The sequence below is a fragment of the Paenibacillus sp. sgz302115 genome, from assembly GCF_056120445.1.
Genome location: NZ_JBVYOK010000012.1, coordinates 22,463 through 39,509, shown reverse-complemented (window position 1 = coordinate 39,509; position 17,047 = coordinate 22,463). Strand labels below are relative to the sequence as shown.

The window sequence follows — 17,047 nt, the reverse complement described above, 5'->3', positions numbered from 1 at the left end:
TCCCTACAGGACAGGAGCGGCCCTTCTAACGTCGGGCAGAGGAGGATATAACAGGTGAGCAAGCTGTGGGGCGGACGTTTTACCAAAGGAACGAACAAGCTGGTAGAGGAGTATACAGCCTCTATCGGATTCGATAAAGCCTTAGCCGAAGAGGATGTGCAGGGCAGTCTGGCCCATGTCACCATGCTGGGCAAATGCGGCATCCTGCCGCAAGAGGATGTAGAGACAATCAAGGACGGACTGAACAAGGTGCTGGACAAGGTGCGTGCGGGTGAAATTGTATTTTCCGTGGCGGACGAAGATATTCACATGAATATCGAAAAGAACCTGATCGAGGAAATTGGTCCTGTTGGCGGCAAGCTGCACACCGGACGCAGCCGCAACGACCAGGTGGCTACGGATATGCACCTCTATCTGCGGAACCGCGTGGTGGAGCTGGTGGCTCTGCTCCATGAGCTGCAGGAAGCGCTGATTGGACAAGCGAAAGACAATGTGGAGACGATTGTTCCGGGTTACACGCATTTGCAGCGTGCCCAGCCGATTCTGTTCGCCCACCATCTGCTGGCCTATGTGTCCATGTTCCGCCGCGATGCGGAGCGCCTCACAGACAGCTACAAGCGGATCAACGTGCTGCCGCTGGGTGCAGGGGCGCTGGCAGGTACCACCTTTCCAATTGACCGCCATTTTGTAGCGGAGCAGCTTGGGTTTGGCAGCGTGTATGAGAACAGTCTGGACGCCGTCAGCGACCGTGATTTCATCGTGGAGTTCCTGTCGAACGCTGCGTTGGTCATGACCCATCTGTCCCGGCTCAGCGAAGAGCTGGTGCTGTGGAGCAGCACCGAGTTCAGTTTCGTGGAGCTGGACGATGCCTTCTGTACAGGCAGCAGCATTATGCCGCAGAAGAAGAACCCGGATGTGCCGGAGCTGGTACGCGGCAAGACGGGCCGCGTCTACGGCAACCTGATCGGCCTGCTGACTGTGCTGAAGTCGCTGCCACTGGCTTACAACAAGGATATGCAGGAAGACAAGGAAGGCATGTTCGACACCGTAGCCACCTTGACCGGAGCGCTGCAGCTATTCGCGCCGATGATCTCCACGATGAAGGTGAACAAGGGCCGGATGCGCGAAGCCGTCAATACGGACTTCTCCAACGCAACCGATATTGCCGACTTCCTGGTAGGCAAAGGTCTGCCGTTCCGCCAGGCGCATGAGGTGATCGGCAAAACGGTATTGTACTGCATCAATGAAGGTAAATTCCTGCTCGATCTGACGCTGGAGGAGTTCAAGGAGTTCTCTCCGCTGTTCGATGAGCAGATCTATGCCGTCCTGCAGCCCGAGGCTGTGGTGAATGCCCGCAATGTCTACGGCGGCACGGCTACAGTGCAGGTGAAGGCAGCAATTGAGCGTGCTGAAGCCGCACTGCAGGTGACCAGTGAGTGGGTAGCACAGCACGTGACTACGATAGATTAAGAGGCCGTCAGGACAAACTGGCCGGTGAAATCAACAAAGACTGTCTTTCCGCTGCATTTGGTGATGCGGTGGAGGACAGTCTTTTTTCTAGCAAATAATTGACCTTACCCTCACTTACCCAGCGGCAGCCAAGCCAGCACATCCTGGATTTTGGTATCCCAGTAGCCCCATTCGTGTTCGCCCGGCCCCTCTTCATAGGTTAAGGACAGGGAAGTCTTGGCGCAGGCCTTGCGGAAGGTCTGGTTATCCGCATACAGAAAATCCTCCGTGCCACAGCATTGATAGAGAAGCGGTTTGGGACCACTAGAGCGGTCCACCTCACTCAGCAGCCAGAGCAGGTCATCTGGAGTGTTTTCGATATCCTTTTTGCCAAAAATCCGTTCGTACTCTGGGGTCTTCTTGGTGGGGTCCTCCCAGTTCATGAAATGATGCGCCATGTCGAGCGCCCCGGAAAGACTCGCCGCAGCAGCAAATGTGTCGGGCTTGCGCAGTCCCAGCTTAATCGCCCCGTAGCCGCCCATCGACAGACCGGCCACAAAGGTATCCTCACGCTCCGGTGACAGCGGGAAGAAGGAACGGGCCAGCGCCGGCAGCTCTTCGCTGATGAAGGTCCAGTACCGGCCTCCTTCCGCCATATCTGTGTAGAAGCTGCGGTGCACCTGCGGCATCACTACAGCAATTCCCATCTGGGCCACATAACGTTCAATCGAGGTACGGCGCAGCCAGATCGAATCATCGTCAGACAGGCCGTGCAGCAAAAAAAGTGTCGGGTGAAGCTTCCCGCGTGTTACATTGGTCATGCCAATTTGCGTTGTTGTCTGCTGGGGCAAAATAACTGTCATCGAGGTGCTCAGGCCCAGCACTTCCGAATAAAATTTACATTCTATTAAAGCCACTTTCCATATCCCCTTTCCATTTCAGCCCAAATGATAGCATAGTCCAAAATGGATATGAATTGTAGGAATCTCTAGAATTATTATGTATAAGAACCGGGGAGAAGCAGCAGGTTGGACCGCGCCAAAGCGCTCGATTTAGAGGGTTCGGTACAAAAGAGGAATGAATTCAGAGGAATAAGGCGGCGGATAGCCGAATATATACACAAAGCTTGCAAACGGGGAGCAGCTCTAATGCTGCCCGCCAATCAAATCCGAGGTATAGACTACGCCGGCGAATGTGCCGTTAGACGTAACAATGATGCAGTCCTGCTTCAGGGTATCGGGGCGGTTCATCGCTTCGGTTAAAACGAGGGACGGCGGGGCGGTAATATCGGCGATTAGCGGTTTGCGGTTCATGAGCTTGGTTACGGATTCCCGGTAGAAGAGGTCCATGCCTGTACGTCCGGTAACCTTGAGGAAAAAGCGTTCGCACATCAGCAGCCCAACCGGCTCATTGTGTGTATTGCAGACAACGATGCATTTGGCTTCCGGGTGCTGGAACATCACGCGCAAGGTTTCGCGGCAGGTAGAGGAGGCAGGAACAGACGGAGCCGTGCGGAGAATGGCGGATAATTCATTGGCGGCAATAATGCTCATTGCAGTTCATCCTTTCTGTGTTTGTTTTACTTTACAGTAACGCTCAATCATAAACTGCAATGGGGACGAAGGTAATCGCAATGTAAAGAAAAGATTACCCTCGTACGCCATCCTCCACCAGCGGGTTCCTAGGGGACTCCGGCGGTGTGGTCTTGCCCATGCCGCCCCGGTTGATGGCGATGACCCGTTTCTGGGCGTAGTAGGTATCGCGGGAGAGCAGCTTCTTCTCAGTAGCTTTACCGTCAACCAGGCGGGTGATGTAGGTCTCGACTACATAGCCTGTTTTGCCGTTCTGCAGTACGCGTGTGCCGCCGCGCGGAAGCGAGGGGTCGCTCACGTATTTGTCGGCAGGCTGCAGCACCTCTACAGTCCGGGACTGAATGAGAAAGGTTACGTTCTTCGGGAATGTGCCGAACAGCTTCACGGTTAAGTAGCGGCCCTGTACCGCCGCTTTGATAATCAGGTATTTGCCGGTGTTATTGCGGAAGCGGAAATTGATGTTGCCTTCGGAAAAGGTGGCATCCTGGCCTTTCGGGAGATAGTTGACCGGCAGGGAGTGATTGCGCCGCTCCACGATTTCGAGGCCTGAGTGCAGCGCAGCGTTGTAGAGGGTGCTCGACACCTGGCAGATGCCGCCGCCTGTGCCGGGCTGGAGTTTGCCGTTGACGATCACCGGTGCTTCACGGAAGCCTGTGTCTGCCTGTGCCTTCTGGATGGCTTTGCCGTAATCGAAGACGGCGCCGGGAGGCAGAATGGTGCCGTCAACGGCTTGGGCGGCGGACTCGATGTTGAAGGTGCGGCCGGGGCCGCTTGCGCCGAGCGAGGTGCTGAACTCTGAGATTTTTCGCTCAATGCCTTGATCCTTCAGCGCCTTCAAGGTGACATCCGGCTGTTGAACGCTAAGAGGCACTTCAAAGAGGATTTGCTTGCCCTCAAGGTTGTCCGCACTACGCAAGGTGGATGGCGCGGCCGCCCGCAGGGTAAGCTCCAGCGCACGCCAGTCCACCTCGAAGGAGGTTGTCTCGGGTGTGTACACCACGCGGTCATCTGCGGTGATCCGCCGGACGGCATCTACGGGAACGCCGAAGGTTTCTTTTTCCCAGGCCGGACTCAGGCTTTTCTGCAATTGTGTGATATCCAGGTTAATCCCAAGCTCGAAGCTGCGGGGAAAGCTCAGGCGGGCCTGCACCCGGTCAAGCAATCCACCCGCAGTCAGTGTGTCTAGTGTACGCAGGAAATCCGCTGCATCATAGGTCATTCCGGCCTGCTTCAGCGTGAAGGTCAGCTCAGTGTTTCCTTCCGCCTTCAGCACCAAGGGAACCGATTCCAGCGCCTTAAGCCGTGACTTCAATCCGGTGCGGACCTCGGCAAAATCCATTCCGCCAATGTCCCAGCCTGCAATAGCAGTTTTTTTGGGCAGGGTGTGCTGATTTCCATATAAATGCAATCCTCCGGTTACCAGTGAGCCGGCCAATATAAGACCGATCACCATGATGAGGGCGGCATGGATTTTTCTCATGAATAATCTCCTTCTGCAGGGCAGATTTGCGCTGATCGAGCGCGGGCCAGGGCGGACAAGCTTAAGGAAAGCTATTTGCAGCCGATATAATAGATAGTAGATGGAAGCCGGAGCGGCCGGACTTCTTAAACAGGTATTTATGGGTGCTTTTTTATGTATATGTGTGTTGTCCGAAAAACTTTCGGGTACTCAAGCAGTTACGGATTTGTTACAATAGATACGCCTGCGGTATTGATGCAGTTAATGGAAACTACTGTGGTTTGCTGCCAGAAAGCAGCACAGCGGAATATGTCAGAATCGGGAAGTGATGAAGTGATCGAAATGCAGGATGTGTGGAAGACCTATCCTAATGGAACCCATGCGCTTCAAGGCGTATCCGTCAAAATCGACCGCAATGAGTTCGTGTATGTCGTCGGACCGTCCGGCGCCGGTAAATCAACGTTCATGAAATTAATCTATAGAGAAGAGTCGCCGACCAAAGGGCAAATATCTGTAGGCGGGTTCAACATAGGTAAGCTGAAGCCGCGCAAGATTCCTTATGTCCGCCGCAATATCGGCGTGGTGTTCCAGGATTTCCGCCTGCTGCCGAAGTTGACCGCCTATGAGAATGTCGCTTTTGCGATGGAGGTTATTGAGGCGCCGAAGAAGGTTATCAAGAAACGTGTTCCTGAAGTGCTCGAACTGGTCGGCCTGCGCAGTAAAGCGAACCGTGAGCCTTCGCAGCTATCAGGCGGGGAGCAGCAGCGGATTGCAATCGCACGGGCGATTGTCAACAACCCTTCCGTCATTATTGCGGACGAGCCTACAGGCAACCTGGACCCGGAGACCTCATGGGGAATTATGCAACTGCTGGATGAAATCAATTTTCGCGGGACTACGATTGTAATGGCTACCCATAACAAGGATATCGTCAACAAAATGCGCAAGCGGGTACTCGCGATTGAGAACGGAAACATTGTCAGAGACCAACTGAGAGGGGAATATGGTTATGAGTTTTAAAACCTTCTTGCGGCATGTGCGGGAAGGCTTCAAAAACGTATTCCGCAACGGCTGGATGTCGGTGGCTTCCATCACGTCCATTGTCGTCTCCCTTTTCGTGCTTGGTGTTTTTATATTGCTTGTGCTCAATGTCAATGCGGTCGCCGACAAGGCGGACAGCCAGGTGCAGATCAATGTGCATTTGGCGCTGAATACCGATCAGAAAATGCGTGAAACGCTGCAAAATGAAATCGGCAGTATGCCGGAAGTCAGCAAGGTAGAGTTCATCTCCAAAGAGCAGGGGCTGAAGGAATTCCGCGAGGATATGGGACCGGATGCCGCCGGGCTGCTGGAAGGCTTTGATAATGATAACAATCCACTGCCGGACAAGCTGCTTGTGGAAGTGATCCAGCCGACAACTGTTCCTTTTGTGGCGGAGAAGATCGAAGCCCTGAACAAAACACATGAAGAGAAGCCAATCTACAAAGTGAATTACGGCAAAGGCTCGGTGGAGACGCTCTTCAAGGTGACGAAGGCTATACGCAACATCGGGTTTATTTTTGTAGCAGGGCTGGCGGTTATGTCCATGTTCCTGATCTCCAATACGATACGGGTTACAATTCTCGCCCGCCGCAGGGAGATTGGTATTATGAAGCTGGTCGGGGCGACGAATTACTTTATCCGCTGGCCTTTCTTTGTTGAAGGGGCGCTCATTGGCCTGATCGGCTCGCTGATCACCTCGGGCTTACTCTACGCTGGCTACAGCAGCCTGACATCTTCTGTACAGGGAGACCCGATGCTGGGGCTGCAGCTCATTCCTTTTGGCAGTATTTGGCTTCTGTTCTGCGGACTGCTGGTCAGCCTTGGTGTGCTGATTGGTATATGGGGAAGCAGCGTGTCGATCCGCAAGTTTTTGAAAGTATAGTTCATCATCCGCGGGAGGATGACGATCATAACAGGATAAAGGACGGGGAGTGCGAGTTGAAGAAGATTACCGCCGGATTGTCCGCTGTATTGCTGGCTGTGACACTATTCCAGCCCTCTGACGGATATGCCAAAAAGACTTCGGTCGCTGAAATCGACAAGCAGCTAAAGCAGCTGCAGCAAGAGGTGCAGGCTGCCAAGGCGGCGCAGGAGAAGGCTGCTTCACGCAATCAACAGGCCCAGCATTACAAGAACAAAACAAACCTGAATCTCCAGTATGTACTGGATCAGATTGGTCAAGTGAAGGGTAAGATGACAACGATTTCCGGGAAAATCGACAGCACGGAGGAATCGCTGAAGGTTACGGCAAATGAGCTGGATGAGGCGGAAGCGCGTGTGGCCGCCCGGGAGAAGCTGCTTGAATCCAGAGTTCGACTGATGTACACCGACGGTGCAGTCTCCTATCTGGATGTGCTGCTCTCCTCGAAAAGCTTTTCTGATTTCCTGGATCGGGCGGACTCGCTTAAGATGATCGTGGATCAGGATCAGGACCTGCTGGCGCAGCATAAGCTGGACAAGCAGACGGTCATTTCCAAGAAGCAAGAGCTGGAAGGGCAGTACGCCCAGGCTAAGCAGCTGTACACGGATCTGGAATCCCAGCGCAGCGTGCTGAAGGAGAAGGAGGCGGAGAAGCAGGAGCTTATCGCCTACTATGATAAGGAAATCCAAGAGTCGGACGGCGTGACGGAAGAGCAGAATGCCAAGCTGGTGCAATTGGCCAGCGAGCGCTCGGCGCTTGAGGAACAGAAGGATAAGATCAAAGCCGAGGAAGCCGCACGCAAAGCGGCGGCAGCCAAAGCGGAAGCGGCTCGCAGAGCTGCAGCCGCGGCAGCCGCTGCAGCGGCCAGAGCCAAAGTAGCCAGCAGCAGCACCGGCTCGGGTTCCGGCTCAGGCTCAGACAGCAGCCCTGCTGCTGCGGAGGAATATGCCGGTGGAAACGGGCCGTTCCTGCTTCCAGTTGGTTCGGCACGGATTTCTTCGCCTTATGGACTGCGTACGCATCCTGTAACCGGTGAGGTAGGCAAGATGCATACGGGTACGGACTTTGCCGTTCCGCAGGGAACAGACATTCATGCTGCCGACTCCGGTACGGTAATTGTGGCAGAGTGGTGGAGCGGGTACGGCTACTGCGTAATCATCGACCACGGCGGCGGTGTATGGACGCTCTACGGCCATATTCGCGAAGGCGGCATCAAGGTTAAGGTGGGTGACCGCGTGGAACGCGGCCAGGTTATCGCCGAATCCGGGGCCACCGGCCGGGTAACCGGTCCGCATCTGCACTTCGAAGTGCGGATTGACGGCAAACCGGTTGATCCGATGCCTTATCTTTGATTTTAAGGACAATATAGGATGAACTTGAAAATTGGTAAAAGGGAAGAAGTAATGGAGGGGAAGTTTGGAACTGTAGGAGCGATAGCGTCCGCCTTTGTTCACAGATTTCAACCGCGAGTTGCGGTTTCAAATCAAGAAATCTGTGAATAACAGCGGCCGGAAGTCCAAACATTCCCCGTAGTTACGACCGAATCCCGAAACATAGAAACTCAAGTTGATTCTATATCATAAATATTATTGCAGTTTGCGGCATATACTGGAAGAGATGCCGTTCTTTGCAGAACGGAATACTGGACTTGATGAGATAGACAAGAAGGGACGGTGGGAACATCATGTTGAAGAAAAGCACAGCGGCGTTTATGATGATCGCCGCCTTGCTGTGCGGCAGCCTGCTGACTCTGGGTGTGACCGGCTATGTGAATGTATTCGGACAAGCTGCGGGTGAAGGTGTAGCGGCGGCACCCGTGCCGGCCAGCGGTCTGCAGGAGAAGGAATCGCAGAAGCTCGGAACCGCACTGAGTCTGATTGAGGGCAATTACTACGAAAAGGTAGACCGGGAGAAGCTGATCGATGGTGCTGTCAACGGGATGATGGAGGCACTGGGCGACCCTTATTCAAATTATATGGGTAAAGAAACGGCGCAGAAGTTCGAGGAGAGCATCGAAGGCTCGTTCTCGGGAATTGGGGCAGAGGTGTCTTCGGATAACGGCAAGGTGGTTATCGTCTCCCCGATCAAGGGCTCGCCGGCTGAGAAAGCCGGGCTGCAGGCTAAGGATGTCATTCTGTCTGTGAACGGAGAAACACTTGAAGGGATGGAGCTGAATGCTGCAGTAGCCAAAATTCGCGGTCCTAAGGGAAGCAAGGCTACGCTGAAGATCCAGCGTGCCGGTGCTACGGAGCCGCTGGAGTTCGTACTCACCCGCGATGATGTGAAGCTGGAGACGGTCTACGCCAAGCTTGGGAAGGATGGCGTAGGTATAATCGAAGTGACCCAGTTCTCCATGAATACCGCTGAACGGTTCAAGGAAGAGCTTGGCAAGCTGGAGAAGCAGGGGATGAAGGGACTTGTCATTGATGTCCGCAACGACCCGGGCGGCGTGCTGCCGGTTGTTATCGAGATGGCACAGCAATTCGTTCCAGCTGGCAAAGCCATTGTTCAAGTTGAGGATAAGAATAAGAAGCGTGAGGTAAGCACCTCCAAAGGCTCAAGCAAAGATTATCCGGTCGTTGTGCTGATGAACAAAGGTAGTGCAAGCGCCTCGGAGATTCTGGCCGGAGCCTTGCAGCAATCCGCAGGAGCCAAGCTGATCGGCGGCAATTCCTTCGGTAAAGGCACGGTGCAGACCAGCTTCGACAAGCAGCTCGGAGACGGCAGCCTGCTGAAGATTACGATTGCCAAATGGCTGACGCCTAACGGCTCCTGGATTCACGGCAAGGGCATCAAGCCGGACATCGCCGTGGCCCAGCCGGATTACTTCTCGGTAGCACCGATTAACAAAAGCGTAACCCTGCAATACAACATGAACAGCACGGATGTCAAGAACGCGCAGATCATGCTGGCCGGTCTTGGCTACAAGCCGGGACGCAAGGATGGATATTTCGATACCGCGACGAAGGATGCGGTCAAGAAATTTCAAAGCACGTCCAAGCTGCAGGCAACCGGCATCATCAACGCCAAGACAGCCGAGGCGCTGGAGCTGGCGCTGGTCAAGGCCATTAAGGACCCGGCTAACGACAATCAGCTCAATAAGGGAATTGCCGAGGTGCAGAAGGAAATCAAGGCGGCGGCGTCGAAAAAGTAAGGAGGCTGATTTCAGCCTTCTTTTTTTTAAAAGCTAAGAATTGGAGTGTGACGAATGGTTTGAATGGGATGCCAGAACTGCTTGCAAGCTTGGGCACAGCGGCCATACATCTGCTGATTCAGCCTTATTACTATATTGCTATTCTCTTTATTGCCTTCTATTACCGCAGACAGGTAGCGCTGGAGCGGAAGCTGATCCATGTGAAGCTGCATAGCTGGGGCCGGGAAACCTGGCGCACGGTATGGAGCGGCCTGGTGATGGGGCTGGTCGTTTCCCTTGCCGCTGTTCTGCTGGGAATCTCCTTGTCAGGGACGGCGGTGGCCTGTATTTGGGTGGTCAGTCTGGTGCTTATGCTCTTTCGTGTGCGCTATTTGTGTTTTGCCTATTCCATAGGCCTTTTGGGAATTATGCAGTTTGTACTGTCTTTCTTTCCGGATACGCTGCAGACCGGAACCGTGGGAACGGTTGCCGGCGCGCTCAGGGAGATGGATATCCCTGCGCTGCTGGTGCTGGCAGCGCTGCTGCATCTCGCCGAGGCGCTGCTGGCGCGTTGGCAGGGCGCAGGGCTGGCGTCGCCGCTCTTCCTCAAAGGCAAGCGCGGCAAGGTTGTTGGCGGCTATCAGCTGCAAGCCTTCTGGCCGCTGCCGCTGTTCCTGCTGATTCCCTCAGGAGCGGGAATCGGCGATCTGCCCTGGCACCCGTTGCTGGGCGGCGGGCTTGGCCTGGTCTCCCTGCCGGTCATCATCGGCTTCAGCGAGATGACCCAGGGCATGCTGCCCGGGCGCAAGAGTGCCCGCACAGCAGGACGGCTGCTGCTGTACAGCATCGTCCTGCTGGGCTTAAGCCTGCTTGCCGCCTGGTGGAGCCCGCTGACCGTGCTCGCGGCGCTCGCAGCTATTCTGCTTCACGAAGCTCTGGGCTGGTACAGCGCTCTGGAGGAGCGCAGTTTAAGCCCCATCTTCGTGCATCCCGCTGCCGGCCGCAAAGTTCTGGCCGTGCTGCCGGACAGCCCCGCGCAGGAGCTGGGCATCCTGCCGGGCGAGATTCTGCTGAAGGTCAACGGGGTTCTGTTGACCGACGCCGCGCAGCTTCATGAGGCGCTGCGCATGAATCCCGCGTTCTGCAAGCTGGAGGTGCAGAACCGCGAAGGCGAGAGCAAATATCTCCAGCGCGCGATCTACGATGGCGACCACCATCAGCTCGGCATCATTCTGGTGCCGGAGCCGGACGGAACAGTAACGGCAGAGGCGAAGCCGTCCAGCATCTTCAGCATTATCGGCATGAAGACAGGGACTGTCCGCCGCAGCCATTCCGATGGCGGCCTGGGACGGGCGGCCAAGGCTGCAGAATCCAAGGCTGCAGAATCCAAACAGGAATCGGCAGGCGCCCAAGACTTGTAGGCTATCAGTTGCACTGAGGGCTTAGTGGAATTTGTACAACTATTTCCGCTGAAATTCGTGCCTCAGCAGCTTTTAGTGGGATTATGCACACTTATTTTAAGCAATTCCATCCTATAGCGGCTTCTTAGGTCCGATTAGGTTTCCTTTTTCCAACTATTGTTTTTACAGGAGCCATGCGGCTTGAATTAGTGGGAGCAATTCCACTTGTTCTCAAGAAAGATAAGCTCCTGAACGCAACAAACCAAAGGCCTGTGTCCCCCTGAAGTTCAGGGCGCACAGGCCTTTTTTCGTCTCAATCCCCGCCGCCCCGCTGGCTCTTCAGATAAAAGATGGCAATTTGCGTCCGGTCGCGCAGTCCGAGCTTGCTGAGGATATCGGTGATGTAGTTTTTGACCGTGCCTTCGCTTAAGAACAGCGCGGCGGCGATTTCTTTATTGGTATAGCCTTCTGCGATGGAGGATACCACGGCCTGCTCGGCTTTGGTCAGTCCATACGCTTCCAGTGTCTGCGCCGGGGTGTCCTTCGGACGCGCAGCCGGCTGCAGCAGCCCTGCCAGCTTGCGGGCGATGTCGGGATGGATCAGCATATTGCCTTCATGTACGGTTTTGATGCCCTGGATAATCCGGTCCGGCGGAATATTCTTCAGCAGGTATCCGCTGGCCCCGTTCCGCAGCGCTTCAATAATGTATTCGTCATCATCGAAGGTGGTCAGCATCAGCACGGAAATTCGGGGGAAGGCTGCTTTGATGTTACGTGTTCCCTCCACCCCGCCGCAGTTCGGCATGCGGATATCCATCAGCACGACATCGGCATGCGGGAGCTGCTTTAGCAGGGCCAAGGCTTCATTGCCATCCCCTGCCGCGCCGGCAACCTCGATCTCCGGGTCGAGAGCGACCAATACCTTCAGACTTTCGCGGATAAAAGGATCGTCGTCAACGATCACTACTTTGATCATAAAGGGTCTGTCTCCTTTAGCACAAATTTATTGATGCACTACACAAGCTGTATAAATTGACCTATAGATTTTCAGACTGGGGTCTGGTCGTAACTGCGGGGAATGTTTGGACTTCCGGCCGCTGCCCGTTTGCAAACAGCCTATGCTAACGCTGCCAGCCTTCCTACGGAAAGCTCTCAGGTGGACGTTATTGCTCTGTAAGTATCCAAGCTTCCCATCCCTTTACTTCTGTCCTATTTATTCTTTTTTCAAGTTCAACTTAAACAGTCTATTCCCCCTGTCTATAAATAGGCAGCCGGGTAATCATCGTGAACTCCGGTTCAAGCCGCAGCGCAAGCGTTCCCCCGATCAGACTCGTCCGCTCGTCCATTCCCTTAAGGCCCATGCCGCCCGTACCCTGCACCTTGGACAGAGGGTCGGCTTCGGGACGCGATCCGTTGTTACCGACCTCCATAACGACCTCATGCTCGCTATACGACAGTGTAATCCACACCGCAGTTGCTTTGCCATGACGAAGGGCATTGGTAATAGCCTCCCGGGCGTTTTTGTAGAGGACAACCTGAATACTGGGATACAGCGGATATGGCTGGCCTTGCACATTGTAGGAGGTTTCGATGCCGGTATCGCGGCCCAGCTCCTCCAGCAGCCGGTCCAGTGCATAGGCGCCATCAAGCTGTGAAGCATAGCTAATCCGTCTGACTGCGGCGCGCATATCGTCCATACTGGCCGAGAGCTGGTCGCGGATCTGGCTCATCATGCCCATCCCCGTTTCCAGAGAATGCGGTAGGGTGTGGATGGCCGCCTCTGTCATCATTTTAACCCGGATCAGCCGGTGACCGATATCATCATGCAATTGGCGGGCGATCCTTACCCGTTCCTCCGACTGCGCGGTACTCTCGACTTGGGAGGCGAACTGCTGTAGGCGGCTGCGGGCTTCCTCCAGCTCAAAATGCTTTTTGCGCAGCTCGTCATAGAGGAAAAGGGTGTCGTCACGTCCGCGCCCTGATCTATAGAGCAGCTCATTCAGGTAGGCGGATAGCAGGAAGGTAAGATTTATGTATACCCATACAAGCGGCCCGGAGCCGCTAAGGGCAATATTCAAAGCGGCCACATGAGCACAGAAGAACAGGAGTGATACGAACCTCTGCTCCAGTCTGGAATAATAGAGCAGTGCGGAAATTGCCGGAAAAATCATCAAATTGCCGTATTGGTAACACAGCCAGGCTGTGTAGAGTAACTCAATTCCGGCAGCAAGTGCCGGCAGGAGCCCAGGCAGCCGCTCGCCCAGCGTCACGATCAGCAGCAGGAGCAGAAAATGCAGAGTGAACAGCTCATAGTCGGCATAGTTATAGACATATATTGCAATCAGTGCAGGGATGATAATGAGCGCGTAGCGCAGGTTCTTTATTTCTCTGGTCAAGTGGGGTCATCCTTTTTAGGGTTGGTATATTCATCTTAGCATAAGAAGCCTCCTGTTCAGGAGATGACTTAAGTCACCTCCAGTTCATGACCTTTCGTACCTATGCCGGCCGCCGTGATGCGCTACAATTACACCATAAAGCTTGAGGAACAGGAGAGATGAGGCATGACGCTTGCGGTATTAACGGATGTAGTGAAAAGGTATGATCAAAAATTAACGGTAGATCATGTGAATTTCAGTATACAGGAGGGTGAAATCTTCGGTCTTCTCGGTCCGAATGGAGCGGGGAAGAGCACTACGATCAGTATGATCTGCGGGTTGCTGAAGGTCGATGGCGGAGATATCGTGATTGACGGACTGTCGGTAAAGGATAAACCGCTTGAGGTGAAAAAGAAAATCGGACTCGTCCCCCAGGATCTGGCCTTATACGAAAATATGACAGCGGCGGAAAATGTAAGCTTCTTCGGCAAGCTGTACGGTCTGCGCGGCAAGCTGTTGAAGGAACGGGTTGAGGAGGCGCTGGCCTTCACCGGACTTAGTGACCGGGCCAAGGACAAACCATCCACATTCTCCGGCGGAATGAAAAGACGGCTGAACATCGCCTGTGCAATAATGCATCATCCCAAGCTGATCATTATGGATGAACCGACCGTCGGGATTGATCCCCAGTCGCGCAATCATATTCTGGAATCGGTCAAGGCGCTGAACAAGCTGGGCTCAGCAGTTATCTATACAAGCCATTATATGGAGGAAGTAGCTGCCATTTGCGACCGGGTAGCGATTATGGATAAAGGACATATCATTGCCTGCGGAACCGAGCATGAGCTGCGGGAACGGGTGTCCCATGAAGAAAGGATTGTCGTGAAGGCCGCTAAGATCACCCCTGCTTTGATTGCTGAGCTGAACCATCATCCGCGGATCAGCCGGGTTGAGCTTAACGAAGATACAGTAGAGCTGTACCTGCCTTCTTCGCAAAGTGAGCTGCAGGATATCTTATTTATTTTTGCCAAGCATGAAGGGGTTATTGCTTCTCTGAAAATTGAAGAGCCGGATCTGGAGACTTTGTTCCTCAGCCTGACCGGACGGACCTTGCGGGATTAGAGGAGGGAGAAGGCGGAAATGAACACTTGGACGATTATGATATACGAGCTGCGGAGATTATTTCGCTCACGCTCGATGCTGATAAATATGTTTCTGCTTCCAATAGTGCTGATCTTTCTCCTGGGGAGCTCGCTGTCCGGGGTGGTCGGTGTCAAGGCTGCCTCCAAGTTAGAGCCTGTACGGGTGGCGGTAGTCAATCCTTCGGGCGAAGGAAAAGGGCCATCGGCCATGATTGCGGCCTTTCTGGAGTCGCCGGAGGTTCAGAATGTGATTGTTCCGCAAGAAGCGGACAGCCGCGAGGCAGCGGAAAAAGGGCTGCGCACCGGAAAATACGGCTATGCGGTAATTGTGCCTGTCGGCTTCGACAGCGAGGTGCAGAGCGGAGGGCAAGCGCGGCTGGAATTAATACTCGGGAAGAGCCACAATGATAATCTGATCGCCGGGACGGTTTTTGACAATTTTCTCAGCAAGATGAATTATAAACAGGCTACGGTGGCAACTCTTGGACCGCGGGCGCTTGAGGTGGTAGCTACAGCAGCTACGGCTTCGGGAGACCGGGAAACGGTCAAGCTGGGCAATCTTAGTAATGGAGGGAGAACCTATAGCGCCTCCCAATTCTACGCGGCATCCATGCTGCTGATGTTTCTGCTGTACAGCGGAATAACGGTTACGACTTCTCTTTTCAGTGAAAAGGATAACCATACCCTCTTTCGGATCAATTCGATGCCGGTCAAGGGCTCAGAGCTATTCATCGGCAAAATGCTGGGCGTAGGCATCGTATCCATTGTTCAATGCCTGGCGATCATTCTGCTTACCGACTGGCTGTTCGGTGTATACTGGGGCAATCGCCCTGGCCTCCTGCTGCTGTTCTGTCTGCTGATGATTATAGCTTCAATGACGCTGTCGATTGTTGTCTGTATGTTCAGTAAAACTGCGGCAAGCGCAAGCAGCATCATTAGTGTAATCACGGTATGCATGACTTTCCTGAGCGGCGGAATGGCTCCGCTGCCCGATTCCTGGGTGAATACCATCGGTGCGTTTACAATTAATCATTGGGTGCTGCAGTCGATGATCCGCATGATGCTGCATTCCGGGCCGTCGCAGCTTTTGCCGAATCTCTGGATCATAGCCATCATCTGTCTAGTGCTGTTCAGCGCAGCGATTTTCTCATACCGGAAGGTGGGTTACCATGGATAAAATACTGACGATTGCCTGGAATATGATCAAACGGACGATCGGTTCCCGCAAAGGATTTATTACGTATATTTTACTGCCGAGCATTGTGGTCGCTGCCATTATTTCCTTGACCGGAGGCATGGAGGATAATCAGCCAACTATTTTGTATGCCAATATAGACAAAGGCGCAGCCGGGGCGCATCTGATTACCGAACTGAAGAACTCCGGGGATTACAAGCTTGTTCAGCGCAGTGATGAGGCGTCGCTTAAGGAAGGGGTTACGCTGCAGGATGGTACGGCGGGAATATGGATTCCGGCAGCGTATACGTCACAGCTTGCGGCCGGGCAGCAGCCGAGTCTCAGCATGTATGAGCTTAAAACCTCGGAAAATTCGGTTATGCTCAAAATGAAAGTGAACGCGATAGCGGATGAAATGCTCGAAACCGCCCAAGCGGTAAAAGCAGCCGGCAGCGGGACGGGAGGTGCCGAAGCTCAGCTTGGCGCGATCCTGAAGCAGGCGGAACAGCATAATGTGGGAAGCACACGTACGGATTATGATTTGTATCCCCGGCAAACGCTTGGAGTCATCACCGGCATGACGTTAATGTTCCTCATGGGATTGGTTACCAGCACGGTATCCCTGATTATGGATGACCGCAAAGGGCGGACGATGATGCGGATGTTCAGCGCTCCGGTCCGTTCCTACGAAATTGCACTTGGTAATTTCCTTGGCAGCTTTATGGTAGGGGTCATTCAGATTATCGTTGTGCTGACGCTCGGGAAGTGGGTGCTGCGTTATGACTATGAGGTCCCTGCATATCTCTATTTCCTTGTGCTCGCCGCATTTATGCTCGTGTCCATGGGAATTGCCAGCACGGTAGCGGGACTGGTCCGTAATCCGAGAAATGCAGGCATGCTCAACGCACTCATCCTTACCCCAACCTGTATGCTCGGCGGCTGCTTCTGGCCAATCTCCATTATGCCCGATTATATGCAAAAGGCGGCCAACTTCGTGCCGCAGAAATGGGCGATCCAGGCGGTGGACATCGCGGCCGCCGGCGGCGGCTGGGATGAGCTGTGGCTCCCCTTTGCGATCCTGCTGATCATGGCAGCAGTGCTGCTGGCGATTGGCTCTGCCATTCTCCGTCCGAATGAGACCGGGATCAGCGCGTAGATTGCAACTGTGGTGCAATAGGTATAGGATCAGCCCTGCCGTATCCGGCTTCGAGCCGGTGAGGCGGGCTGATCTATTTTAGGGTTCGCGTCAGCAATAAGAAAATTAAGGGATTATGCTTGCAAAATTGCCTTCGGGAATCTATTATATACATAAAATGTAAGCGGTAACATTTGCGATTGGTGCTTGTGAAGCGGGTATTAG

14 protein-coding genes are annotated in these 17,047 nt (G+C 54.0%); 9 read left to right on the top strand and 5 right to left on the bottom strand.

Annotated elements, in window-relative coordinates; all coding sequences use genetic code 11:
* The first annotated feature begins 54 nt into the window (after positions 1 to 54).
* Positions 55 to 1,470, top strand: a complete 1,416-nt coding sequence (gene argH / locus AC0LWN_RS20795) for an argininosuccinate lyase (RefSeq protein WP_474668669.1) — start codon at positions 55 to 57, stop codon at positions 1,468 to 1,470.
* Positions 1,471 to 1,580: 110 nt separating this feature from the next.
* On the opposite strand, the gene AC0LWN_RS20790 is transcribed toward argH, so the two are convergent.
* From AC0LWN_RS20790 to AC0LWN_RS20780, 3 genes are all read right to left on the bottom strand, one after another.
* Positions 1,581 to 2,366: an alpha/beta hydrolase gene (locus AC0LWN_RS20790; protein ID WP_474668667.1), complete on the bottom strand. Its 786-nt coding sequence runs from the start codon at positions 2,364 to 2,366 to the stop codon at positions 1,581 to 1,583.
* A gap of 228 nt (positions 2,367 to 2,594) precedes the next feature.
* Positions 2,595 to 3,002: a CBS domain-containing protein gene (locus AC0LWN_RS20785; RefSeq protein ID WP_474668665.1), complete on the bottom strand. Its 408-nt coding sequence runs from the start codon at positions 3,000 to 3,002 to the stop codon at positions 2,595 to 2,597.
* Positions 3,003 to 3,096: 94 nt separating this feature from the next.
* Positions 3,097 to 4,521 (bottom strand): VanW family protein, encoded by a 1,425-nt coding sequence (locus AC0LWN_RS20780; protein WP_474668663.1) that lies wholly within the window; start codon positions 4,519 to 4,521, stop codon positions 3,097 to 3,099.
* Between the two features lie 312 nt (positions 4,522 to 4,833).
* Between AC0LWN_RS20780 and ftsE the strand changes: the two genes are divergently transcribed.
* From ftsE to AC0LWN_RS20755, 5 genes are all read left to right on the top strand, one after another.
* A complete protein-coding gene (gene ftsE, locus AC0LWN_RS20775) occupies positions 4,834 to 5,520 on the top strand; it encodes a cell division ATP-binding protein FtsE (protein ID WP_474668899.1) in 687 nt (228 codons plus the stop codon).
* Positions 5,510 to 6,424 (top strand): permease-like cell division protein FtsX, encoded by a 915-nt coding sequence (gene ftsX / locus AC0LWN_RS20770; protein ID WP_474668661.1) that lies wholly within the window; start codon positions 5,510 to 5,512, stop codon positions 6,422 to 6,424. Before ftsE ends, ftsX begins: the two co-directional genes overlap by 11 nt.
* Before the next feature lie 56 nt (positions 6,425 to 6,480).
* Positions 6,481 to 7,815, top strand: a complete 1,335-nt coding sequence (locus AC0LWN_RS20765) for a murein hydrolase activator EnvC family protein (RefSeq protein ID WP_474668659.1) — start codon at positions 6,481 to 6,483, stop codon at positions 7,813 to 7,815.
* A 332-nt stretch (positions 7,816 to 8,147) separates the two neighbouring features.
* Positions 8,148 to 9,617 carry a S41 family peptidase gene (locus AC0LWN_RS20760; protein ID WP_474668657.1) on the top strand — a complete coding sequence of 490 codons (1,470 nt, stop codon included), beginning with the start codon at positions 8,148 to 8,150 and terminating at the stop codon, positions 9,615 to 9,617.
* A 59-nt stretch (positions 9,618 to 9,676) separates the two neighbouring features.
* Positions 9,677 to 11,017 (top strand): PDZ domain-containing protein, encoded by a 1,341-nt coding sequence (locus AC0LWN_RS20755; RefSeq protein ID WP_474668655.1) that lies wholly within the window; start codon positions 9,677 to 9,679, stop codon positions 11,015 to 11,017.
* Between the two features lie 292 nt (positions 11,018 to 11,309).
* Here the strand turns inward: AC0LWN_RS20755 and AC0LWN_RS20750 are convergent, their stop codons facing one another.
* Complete coding sequence (locus tag AC0LWN_RS20750) at positions 11,310 to 11,972, bottom strand: response regulator (protein ID WP_474668653.1); 663 nt, start codon at positions 11,970 to 11,972, stop codon at positions 11,310 to 11,312.
* A gap of 268 nt (positions 11,973 to 12,240) precedes the next feature.
* Entirely contained in the window at positions 12,241 to 13,392 is a 1,152-nt protein-coding gene (locus AC0LWN_RS20745) for a sensor histidine kinase (RefSeq protein ID WP_474668651.1), read from the bottom strand.
* Between the two features lie 165 nt (positions 13,393 to 13,557).
* Between AC0LWN_RS20745 and AC0LWN_RS20740 the strand changes: the two genes are divergently transcribed.
* Genes AC0LWN_RS20740 through AC0LWN_RS20730 form a run of 3 tightly spaced genes read left to right on the top strand, consistent with a single transcriptional unit; the run spans position 13,558 to position 16,843 of the window.
* Entirely contained in the window at positions 13,558 to 14,493 is a 936-nt protein-coding gene (locus AC0LWN_RS20740; protein ID WP_474668649.1) for an ABC transporter ATP-binding protein, read from the top strand.
* An 18-nt stretch (positions 14,494 to 14,511) separates the two neighbouring features.
* Complete coding sequence (locus AC0LWN_RS20735; RefSeq protein ID WP_474668647.1) at positions 14,512 to 15,690, top strand: ABC transporter permease; 1,179 nt, start codon at positions 14,512 to 14,514, stop codon at positions 15,688 to 15,690.
* Positions 15,683 to 16,843, top strand: a complete 1,161-nt coding sequence (locus AC0LWN_RS20730) for an ABC transporter permease (RefSeq protein WP_474668645.1) — start codon at positions 15,683 to 15,685, stop codon at positions 16,841 to 16,843. The genes AC0LWN_RS20735 and AC0LWN_RS20730 overlap by 8 nt, the downstream gene beginning before the upstream one ends.
* Positions 16,844 to 17,047 lie beyond the last annotated feature (204 nt).